General features: G+C 72.6%; 7 protein-coding genes. 2 read left to right on the top strand and 5 right to left on the bottom strand.

Translation table 11 applies throughout. The features are described 5' to 3' along the window. Positions 1–2,835: UPF0182 family protein (locus tag VG276_00950; protein HEV8647981.1), on the bottom strand; the 2,835-nt coding region annotated here is incomplete at its 3' end. A 231-nt stretch (positions 2,836–3,066) separates the two neighbouring features. On the opposite strand from VG276_00950, the gene VG276_00945 reads away from it, so the two are divergent. Continuing rightward, the gene (locus VG276_00945; protein ID HEV8647980.1) at positions 3,067–3,375 is read left to right on the top strand and encodes a hypothetical protein; all 309 of its coding nucleotides are present in this window, start codon (positions 3,067–3,069) and stop codon (positions 3,373–3,375) included. 96 nt (positions 3,376–3,471) lie between these two features. On the opposite strand, the gene VG276_00940 is transcribed toward VG276_00945, so the two are convergent. Together VG276_00940 and VG276_00935 are read right to left on the bottom strand one after the other, a co-directional pair. Next, a complete protein-coding gene (locus tag VG276_00940) occupies positions 3,472–4,488 on the bottom strand; it encodes a PDZ domain-containing protein (GenBank protein HEV8647979.1) in 1,017 nt (338 codons plus the stop codon). A gap of 176 nt (positions 4,489–4,664) precedes the next feature. Next, complete coding sequence (locus VG276_00935) at positions 4,665–5,702, bottom strand: hypothetical protein (GenBank protein HEV8647978.1); 1,038 nt, start codon at positions 5,700–5,702, stop codon at positions 4,665–4,667. 206 nt (positions 5,703–5,908) lie between these two features. On the opposite strand from VG276_00935, the gene VG276_00930 reads away from it, so the two are divergent. Continuing rightward, on the top strand, positions 5,909–7,327 hold the full coding sequence (locus tag VG276_00930) for a zinc-dependent metalloprotease (protein ID HEV8647977.1): 1,419 nt from the start codon (positions 5,909–5,911) through the stop codon (positions 7,325–7,327). 146 nt (positions 7,328–7,473) lie between these two features. Here VG276_00930 and VG276_00925 read toward each other — a convergent pair whose 3' ends face one another. Both VG276_00925 and VG276_00920 read right to left on the bottom strand, forming a co-directional pair. Continuing rightward, entirely contained in the window at positions 7,474–8,817 is a 1,344-nt protein-coding gene (locus VG276_00925) for an NfeD family protein (protein HEV8647976.1), read from the bottom strand. Between the two features lie 292 nt (positions 8,818–9,109). Next, positions 9,110–9,694, bottom strand: coding sequence for a M48 family metallopeptidase (locus VG276_00920; GenBank protein ID HEV8647975.1), 585 nt, complete (start codon positions 9,692–9,694; stop codon positions 9,110–9,112). Positions 9,695–10,335: the final 641 nt, after the last annotated feature.

The raw sequence follows: 10,335 nt of genomic DNA, 5'->3' as shown, positions 1-10,335 counted from the left end.
GGTGGTCGTCGGGGCGGACCCGCTGGCTGTCAGCGCCTGCTGGACGAGCTGGCCGGCCCGGTTGATGTGGGTCTGGTACCCGGCCAGGTCGCCCTTCTTGAGCGCCTCCTGGGCGGCCTTGAACTCCTTGTCCGCCTCGGTCAGGAGGTCCTGCACGCTTGCGGACCCGCTCCGTGGAGGCGGCGTGCCGCCGGGCGGCTCGGGCGCTCCCCCTCCCTCGACCACCTGGTTGATGGCCTCGGTGAGGGTGGTCGCGTAGCCGACCTGGTTGTTGTAGAAGACCGCGACGTTGGTCAGCAGCGGGATCGAGTTGGCCGCCGACCCCTGCACGAACAGCGGCTGGACGTACAGCAGCGAGTCCTCGATCGGGACGATCAACAGGTTGCCGAGGATGACCTTGGACCCCTGCTGGTTCAGCAGCGACACCTGGGACGAGACCTCGCGGTTGGCGAGGATCCTGGCGTTCACCTGGGTCGGCCCGAACACCGTCTTGCTGCGGTCCAGGCTGAACAGCTTGATCTTGCCGTACTCCTCGGGGTCCGACGTGACCGCCATGTAGGCGATCATGTTCTCCTTGCCGTTCGGCGTGAACGGCATGACCAGGATGAACTCCTCGCTCTGCTTCTGCCCGGGAAGCTTGGTCAGCAGGTAGTAGGGGCGCATCTTGACCCTGGTCTCGGCAAGCAGCCCACCGGCGCCCTCGTCCCGCCTGATCTGGCCGGAACGGTCGTCCGGCAGCGCCCAGAAGTCCTCCCTGGAGTAGAAGTCGTCGGCCTGGCTGATGTGGTAGGAGGCGTACCGCTCGGTCTGGATCGAGAACAGGTCCTCGGGGTAGCGGAGATGCTGCTGGAGCGGCGGCGTGATCTGGGACCTGGGGGCGAAGAGGTCCGGGAACGCCTTGCGCCATGCACGCAGGATCGGGTCCTTGTCGTCGAAGGCGTAGAGCGTGACCGAGCCGTCGTAGGCGTCGACCACCGCCTTGACCGAGTTGCGGATGTAGTTGCCCCGCCCCTGGACGCCGCGGGCGCCCAGCTCGCGCCGGGCCGCCTCGCCCAGGTCGATCCGCTGCGAGTACGGGTACTTGTCGGTGGTGGTGTAGCCGTCGCGCACGAACTTGATCTTGCCGTCGACCACCACCGCGTAGGCGTCGCCGTCCCACTGCAGGAACGGCGCTACCTTCTCGACCCGGTCACGCACGTCGCGGTTGAAGATCAGGCGCGACTCGCTGGTGATGTTTCCCGAGATCAGCAGGTTGAACTCGCGGAAGCGGAGGGCGAACGCGAGTCGGCGCAGCATGTTGGAGGCGGGGATCCCACCCTCGCCGGCGTAGCTCGAAGTCCTGGTGGTGGCGCCGCTGACGGTCGGAGCACCGACCTCGGCCTGCTTGGTCTTCACGAGCACGTACTCGGTGGCGTTCTCAGGCGGCTCCCCGAAGTAGATGCGCGGCTGCGTGACCGGGATCTTCGCGTTCGTGAGGTCGAAGTTGGACACGATGAAGTCGGGCTGGCCCTGGTTGACCGAGGTGTTGACCTGGGTCGCGACCACCCCGTAGCCGTGGGTGTAGGTGAGATGGAGGTTCTGCCAGGTCCTGGCCGACGGCGACAGCAGGTTCGAGTCGACTTCCCGAGCCGAGATCATCACTTGCCGCTTGGCGTCGTCGACCACGTAGCGGTCGACGTCCACGTCGCTGAACGTGTAGTACGGCGCGATGGCCTGAAGGTTCCTGACCGCGGGCTTGAGCACGTCCGGGTCCCACAGGCGGATGTTGGAGATGGTGCTCTCGTTGGCCTTCAGGTCCGCCGGGCGCAGGTCGGCTGAGGCGGCGAACGACTGTGTCTCGACCTGGTCGAGGCCGAACGCCTTGCGGGTGGCGTCGATGTTGCGCGCGATGTACGGCCGCTCCCGCCGGAGCTCCTGCGGGGCGACGCTGAACCGCTGGACGATCCCCGGGTACAACCCGCCGACCAGGATGGAGGTGAGGCCGAGGAGCACGATCCCGGCGACCGGGAAGGTCAGGCCCCGGCTCCGCGCACCCCAGAAGAACAGCCCGGCGCAGATGATCGCTGCGTAGAACATGAAGCTCAGCGCCGGGAGCTGGGCGTGGACGTCGGTGTAGGAGGCGCCGGTCACCACCCCCCGTGGCGAGTACACCAGGTCGAACCGGTCCAGGTAGTACCCCCAGGCCTTGAGCGCGATGATCAGGCCGATGAGGATGGACAGGTGGGCCTGCACCTGCGGCGCGATCTTGTTGGTCTCGGCCTGGGGCCGGATCCCGCCGAGCAGGTAGTGGCCGGCGGCCGACAGCAGCGTGGCGAGCACGAGGGTGGTGAACAGCCACCCGAAGACCGCACGGAGGAACGGCAGCTGGAAGACGTAGAAGCCGATGTCGCGACCGAACTGCGCGTCCTTGTCGTTGAAGTCGACCGCGTTGCGCCACAGCAGGAACGTCTGCCAGACGCTGGCCGACTGCAGCCCGACGATCAGGCCCAGGAACGCGGCCACGCCGATCCGCAGCGGTCGCAGGTACGGCGCGAGGATCGCGCGGTACCGCTCGACCTGGGGACGGCCGACGACGACGAGACCGTACCGGGGAGCGAGCCGCTCCACGAGCCAGAGGTTGGCGCCGATCACCAGCGCCGTGCCGACGCCGGCCAGCATCCCGAGCGTCAGCTTGGCGGTGAGCTGGCCCCAGAACACGCCGGTCTTGTCGACCTCCCTGAACCACAGCAGGTCGGTGTAGAAGCGGGTGAGGCTGCCGACCGCGGCCAACAGGATGAACGCCAGCAGCAGGACGGCGAGCGTCCAGCGGCGGGGAGGGCGGCGGGCTGCTACCACGTGAGGGGCCTTTCCTGATCGCCGTTACGGGTCTGTTACCCGCAGCCCCAGCCGGTCCCAATTCACGGCTGAGCTGCACTGTTCAGACCCTAGCACGCCGCCTCGGACTGGGCGGTCCCGAAGTGACCGTCTGTGGACCCGTACCCTTCGGGGCCCCGGTGGCGCCTGAGTACACGAAAGGCAGCGCCGCCCGCAGCGGCAGCGCCCACCCATGGAAGCGAGGTGCCACGGATGGCCGTCATCATCACGCTCGCGATGGTGCTCCTGGTGGCCAGCGCGGCGCTGGCGGTGACGGGCACCGGCAGGCGCGGGAAGGGCGCTCCGGAGCGCGACGACCGCAACCGGGCCGACGCCGTCCGCGTCCCCACCCCCGCCGTCCGCGTCCCCACCCCCGAGGAGCCGGCAAGGCCCCACCAAGGCTTCCGCGTCGCAGGCGTCCGCCACACCGCCTGGTCCCCGACCGGCGGCCCCGGGCCCGGTCATCCGGCTGGACCACCCCTGATCGCCCCGCTCGCCGGGCGCCGCCTCGCGGGCCAGTGACAGCCTCCGGCCGGCGGCGGCCGGGGCAGCACCCGACCTGGCTCCCGGGGCCAACCTCGACCGGTCCGCGAGGTTGACTCCGGGAGTCAGACGGGCTCAACAGGCCAGGGCCGACGCGTCGGCCGGCTCCTGGCGCAGGAACCGGAGCGCGTCGTCCAGGGTGGCCACCCGGACCAGGAGGAGCCCCGCAGGCGCCGTGCGCCTGGCCTCGTCGCAGTTGCCTGCCGGCACGAGGAAGATCGTCGCTCCCTGGCGTTTGGCCGCGATCAGCTTCTCCTGGATGGCGCCGATGCGGCCCACCTCGCCTTCCATCGAGATCTCACCGGTCCCGGCGATCTTGCGCCCGGCGGTCAGGTCGTTCGGGGTGAGCTTGTCCATGATCGAGAGCGCGAACATCAGCCCGGCCGACGGGCCCCCGATGTTCTCGGTGTCGATCGTCAGGTCGATCGGCAGCCGCCGGAACTCGTCGCGCAGCACCACCCCGACCTGGGGTCGCGCCGGTGGCTCGGAGGAGGCCCTGGTGCCTACCGTCACGTCGACCTGGGCCCTTCCTCGGCGCACCAGCAACCGCACCCGCTCCCCCGGCTTGTGCTTCCCGATCGCCCGCTGGACGTCGGCGATGCTCGACACCAGGCGGCCGTCGACGCGAACGATCTCGTCGCCGGCGCGCAGCCTGCCCTCGGCCGGGGCGCCCTTGGCCACGTCGACGACCTGGGTGGCCGACGGGTTCACCTTGTAGCCGAGCTCGCGCAGGGCCACAACGGTCGCGTTCAGCTTGGAGTCGTCCATGTCGACGGCGTTGCGCCGGTCGATCTCCTCGGTGGTCTCGCCCTCCGGGTAGAGGTCGGCTCGGGGCAGCATCTGCACGTCGGGGTTGGCCAGGTCGAGCAGGGCCTCGTAGAAGCGGACGTTGTCGTCGATGCCGACCGAGGTGAGATACAGCTGGCCCTTGGACTCGTAGACCGGCGTCCGGCCGCGCACCTTTATCCGGGAGAGGACGTCCTCGGTTGGCCCGGGCGAGAGCGCCACCACCGGCAGCTGGTAGAAGTTCAGGGCGAAGATGACCGCGACGAGGATGACGGCACCGACGCCAGCGGTGACGCGCTGCCGCACCACACCTCCCGCCACTCGCGCCGCCCTGGTGGCGAGCGTCGCGATCATCCTAGTACCGGGCCTGACCGCACGCGCAGGCCGGCGGGTTCGTCAGCACGCGGCCGGCGGGTTCGTCAAGGGCGCGGCCGGGGGTTCGTCAGCGCGCGCGGGCCGGGGTCCCCACGCGCGGGGGTTCGTCACCGGCGGCGGCCCTGGCGGCGGGCGACGGCCACGGCCGCGAACACGGCCACGGCGGCTGCGGCTCCCCGGAGCACGTCGCCGCGCCGGACCTCGACCCGCCCGACCAGCACGCCGTCGGCGAGACCGCGGGCCGCGTCGGCCAGCGCCTCCGTGGTCGACCGGGTGGGCGCCCAGCCGGCTGCCCGCAGCCGGCCTGGGTCGAGCACCCAGGGGTGCATGTGGTAGCCCAGCTCCCCCGGTCTGGTCGCTGCGACCCCGAGGCCCCGGAGCTGCTCGGCGGCTGCCGAGGCGGCCCGCTCGGGTAGCTCCACGCGACGGCGCCTCACTGCCCGGGCGACGGTCCGGGCCGGCACCGAGTCGTCGGGAGCCACGTTGTAGGTGCCCGACAGGCCCCCGGTGGCGGCCAGGGCCAGGGCGCTGACCGCGTCGTCGGGGTGCAGGGCCTGGACCGGCGGGTCGTAGCCGCGCACGCCGAGGATGACCGGGGCCCGCAGGACCCGCGACAGGAAGGTGCCCCACGCCGGCGCCCAGACCGCGGCGGCGCGCAGGACGGTCACCGAGCGGCCCGCCTGCCCGGCGGCCGCGCCGAGCACGAGCTGCTCGGCGTCCGCGAGCGCCTCGGCCGGGGCGAAGCCGGCGTTGGGCCGGACCGGCTGCGCCTCGGTGATCGGGACCGGGTTGCCGGGGTGGGCGCCGTACACGACTCCGCTCGACCACAGCACGATCGTGGACGCTCGCTGGGCGGCCTCGAGGGCGACCCGGATCCCCTCGACGAAGCGGGCACGCCGCCCCCCATCCCGGTCGGCCGCCTCCAGCAGAGGGAACAGCACGACCGTTTCGGCCTCGGCCAGGGCGGCGGCGAAACGCTCCTCGCCTGGGGACGCCTGCACCAGCTCGAACTTCGGTCCGAGCAGGGGCGGCTCGTGGGTCGACAACCCGAGCACCCGCTCGACCGAGGGATCGTTCTCCAGCGCGAGCGCCAGCCCTCTCGCGGCCGGGTGGACCGCGCCCACCAACGCGACTGTTCGTGCCACCGGACAACCACCTTTCTCTTCGCGGCATCCCAGGCTACCCGTGGTCCCGGCACTTGGCAGGGCCCGACCCGGCGCCCCGTGGCATGCACCCCCGTCCTCGCCCCGTGGCATGCACCCCCGTCCTCGCCCCGTGGCATGCACCCCCGTCCTCGCCCGGGGCCATGCACCCCCGTCATTGCGGCGGCTCCAGGCATAAGCTGGGCGCCATGAGCGAGCTTCCCGGCGAGGGTGCAGACTTCTTCGGCCGCATCCCGCTGTTCCGCGAGTTCGCGCGGCTCCTTGCCGGCGGTACCGGGCCGGTGAACTGGGAGCTGGCCCGCCAGGTGGCCGTCGCGACCGCGGCCGGTGCCGACGCACTCGGGGGCGTCCCGGAGCTCCCGCGCCCGTCCCAGGCTCCTCCCCCGGGCGAGCGGCGGGAGTGGGACGAGCGCCTGCGCCTGGCCGAGCTCTGGGTCGACCCGGCCACCACCCTGCCCGGGGGCGGCCTCGCCCTGACCGCCAGGCCGGTGAGCCGCCCGGACTGGGCCGAGGCGGTCCTGCCCACGTTCGCGCCGCTGGTCGAACCCGGCGCCCGGCGGGTCAGCGAGGCCATGGGGTCGGGAGCGGTACCCGGGATGCCGGCCGAGATGGGCGACGTGATGGGCCGCGTTGGCAGCTTGCTCACCGGGCTCCAGGTCGGCACGCTGGTCGGCCAGCTGGCCCGGCTCGTCCTGTCCCAGTACGACCTCTCCCTGCCCGCGGCCGACGCCGGCCGCGTGCTGGTGCTGCCCGAGAACGTGCACGAGGTCGAGCAGGCGTCGGGCGTGCCGGTCGATCAGTTCCGCCTCTGGCTCGCCGCTCACGAGGTGGTCCGCCAGCGGCTTTCCACCGAGGTCCCGTGGATGGTCGACCACCTCCACACGATGATCGCGGAGATCGCGCGGCAGACTGATCCCGATCCCTCCGGCCTGATGGACCGGTTGCAGTCCCTCGACCTTGGCCGGCTCGAGAACCTCCAGGAGGTGCTCGAGGGCGACCAGGGGATGCTGGGCCCACCCAGCCCCGCGCTCCAGGCCGCCATCGGCCGCCTCGAGGTGCTCCTGTCCCTCACCGAGGGCTACACCACTGTGATCTGCGGTCGGGCCCTTGCCGGCCGGCTGCCGGCCCTGGCCGCGATCGAGGCGGTGGTTGACCGCCGGCTCGCCGACCAGGAAGGCGCTCACGCGCTGTTCGCGCAGCTCCTGCGGGCCGACCCGAGCCAGGCTGCGGCCGTTCACGGACAGCGCTTCTGCCGTGAGGTGCTGGCCGCCACCGACATCGAGGGACTCGACCGGATCTGGGCCCATCCCGACTTCCTGCCGACGCCGGAAGAGCTGATCGTCCCGGGCCGCTGGCTCGAGCGCAGCGGCCTGGTCGGCGGCGCGGAGATCGACCTCGATGCGGGCCTGCGAGCCCTCCTCGAAGGCGAGTCGCCCTCCGGCCCGGCACCCTCCGGCCCGGCACCCTCCGGCCCGGCACCCTCCGGCCCGGCACCCTCCGGCCCGGCACCCTCCGGCCCGGCGGCCCCCTCTGACCCGGCGGCCCCCGACGAACCACCGCCCGACGACCCCGGCGGAACAGGGCCCGACCGGCCGGGCGCCACCTGAGAGCCGGCCGGCACCTGGGAGCCGGGCGGCACCTGGGAGCAGGCCGCCACCTGGGAGCCGGGCGCTGGCAGGCCCGACAGCATGCGGCTTGTTGGGCTGGGCTCGAATTGGCGGGGCCCGGACGGCGACCCCAGGGCGGAGGGCCGTCAGGTTGGCTTGCGGCGCCGGCCACGCTCGGCCGGGGGTGGGAACGGCGACCCCAGCTCAGGCGGGGCGGCCGGGGCCGGCTCGACCTCGAGGGTGAGGCCGTCCACGCCCGTGACGACCACCTCTGACCCGACGGGCAGCCTGACCGGGCCGGACGCGTGGGCGCGCCACTCGATCCCGGCCGCCCGCACCCGCCCCTCCGGGGCCAGCTCGGCAAGGACCGTGCCCCGTGCCCCGAGGAGCGCGTCCACCCCGGTGACCGGCGGCCCGCGCCTGGCCGCCAGCACCTTGCGGGCGACGAGCAGGAACAGGGCGGCCACGCAGGCCACCACCGCGAGGAGCACGACCGGGTGGACCCGGACGGCGGATCCCGGCTGGTAGAGGAGCAGGCCACCGAGCACGAGCGAGACCACGCCGAAGGCCGACAAGAACGCGTGCCCCGCCAGCTTGAGGTCGAGCACGAACAGGGTGATGCCGAGGACGAGCAGGGCGAGGCCGCCGAGCTGCACCGGGAGCGCCTGGAACTCGAGCAGGGCCACGATCAGGGCGAGCGCGCCGGCCACCCCGCCGACGCCCAGGCCCGGGTGGACGACCTCGTAGACGAGCCCGGCGATACCGAGCAGGAACAGCAGGAAGGCGATGTTGGGGTCGACGAGGCGGTGCAGCAGGAGCAGAGCCGGGTCGAGCCCGACCGTGCGCACCGTCGCACCCCGCGTGCGCACGACGGCCGACCGGTTCGCCCCGTAAGCGAGGTTGCGGCCGTCGAGGACGGCCAGCAGTTCGGCCTCGTCGGCGTAGACCCCCTCGATCGCCCCTACCCGCTTCGCCTCGTCTGCGGTGGCCGAGACCGAGTCCCGAACCGCCCGCTCGTACCATTCGGCCGCGTCTGCCGGGCGCTCGCGGTGGCGGGCCAAGGTGCGGATGTAGGCGGCGGCGTCGTTGGTCACCTTCTCGGCCAGCACCTGGCCGGAGACGCCGACCGGATGCGCGGCCCCGATCACGGTGTCCGGCGCCATCGCCGCGTAGGAGGTGGCGGCCAGGATGAAGGTGCCGGCGCTGGCCGCTCGGGCCCCGGGAGGGGTGACGTAGCCGACCACCGGCACCGGCGAGTCCAGGATGGCCTGAACGATCTCGCGCATGGAGCTGTCGAGCCCGCCCGGTGTGTCCAGCTCGAGCACGATCAGGCCATCGCCCTCGCGCCCCACCTGGTCGAAGGCCTGCCGCACCGAGCGGGCCACGAACGGGTCGACGACCCCGGTGACCGGCACCCGGAGCACCCCCGCCGGGGCCGAGGCCGCGCCGGACCGGGCGGCTGCTGCCGGGACCGGCGCGGCCAGCAGCACGACGAGCCCGAGGCCGGCGGCGACGATCAGAGCCAGGCCCGGGCGGCTCCACCCGGTTGCGCGGCCCGGAGTGCGTCGAGGTTCTGGCCCATGGCTCTCCAGCGGCGTCAGGGCTCGCCGCCCAATGACCTGGCCAGATCGAGTCCCGCTTACCTCGGTGTGTCGGCGCTGGAACGACCAAGGCATCGGCCCGCAGGCCGTTAGCGAGCGGCAGTGCCGGGCGGCCCAGACCCCGAGCCGTCCGGCATCCCACCACCCGCCGTGACGGGATGGCCGTGGGCGGCCTGCGACATCACCCATCGGGACCCTCATCGAGCGGCCCGTCCTGGTCGTCCAGGCCCTTGGCGATCAGGAAACCCCGGGCCCGCTCGGCGAGCGGGTAGCGGGCCACCAGCCGCCAGAACTCCGGGGAGTGGTTCGGCACGGTCAGGTGGACGAGCTCGTGGACGAGCACGTAGTCACGCACCCAGGCCGGGTAGGCGGCCAGCCGGTCGGAGAGCCGGATGGTGCCGTCCTCTGGCGTGCAGGAGCCGTAGCGGGTTCGCATGTTCCCGACCCAGCGCACCGAGCGCGGCTCCACCGTGCCGCCGAGGTAGCGCCGCGCGAGCATCCTGGCCCGGCGGCCGAGCTCCTCGTCGCCTGGTGGGCGGAGCCGGCGATCGCGCGCGTCCAGGCGCTCGAGCATGGCCGCCACCCAGTGGTCCTCCTCACGCCGGCTCATGCGGGCGGGCAGCAGCACGACCACGGTGTCGCCCTCGCGGTAGGCGCTCACCGTCTTGCGCCGGCGGGGGCTGCGCTCGACCCGGACGGGCGGCCGGTCGGGACCAGGCGGGGTCGCTGGGCGGTCGGGTGGACGGGCGGACGAGGAAGGAGCCATGCGCACCTCGGGTCGATAGGGGCGCCGGAGCCGGCCGGCGGTCCACCAGCGCCGGTCACGCGCTCCCCGGGACCGGCGGCATCCCGCTCGGCGTCTCCGAGTATGCCACGCGCCTCCGACGCCGACCGCCCCGGTCCGGCGGCTTTTTTTCTCTTCCACAGGCCCGGACGCACCGACGGCCCAGCTCAGCCGCGAGGTCGAATTCGGCGTCCCCAGTCTGTCCCCAGTCGGCTCGCCGGTTGTCCACAGCCTGTGGGTCACCGTCAACAACCATGCTGGGTTCTCCACAAGGTTGTCCACAGGGCTGGGGACGTATGCGTTGACGCGTCCCGGCCGGGCGTGCCATCGTGCTCTCCGCACGAGACCTCCGAAGGACGAAGGTTCTCGCTCTGTAAGGGGAAGGCAGAGCGCGAACCGGAGTGCCCCCGGGGGTCTCGTCGTTTCTACCAGCGGAAACGCGTCGTGGGGACACACCCCGCCGCCGTGAAGACGCGCGCGGGCAATCGATGTTGCCCGAGGGTCGTCGGGTCATCCCCGGTGGGAGTCGCTCCCCAGCTTGCCATCCCCGTCCGAGCAGTTCCGCACCTCGGACGGATGACCCTCGCTGTCGGGCGGCTCGGCCGTCGGCACGTCCACACGCT

The organism is Actinomycetes bacterium (assembly GCA_036000965.1).
Classification (GTDB): domain Bacteria; phylum Actinomycetota; class CALGFH01; order CALGFH01; family CALGFH01; genus DASYUT01.
This window is presented reverse-complemented; position numbering and strand designations above follow the sequence as displayed.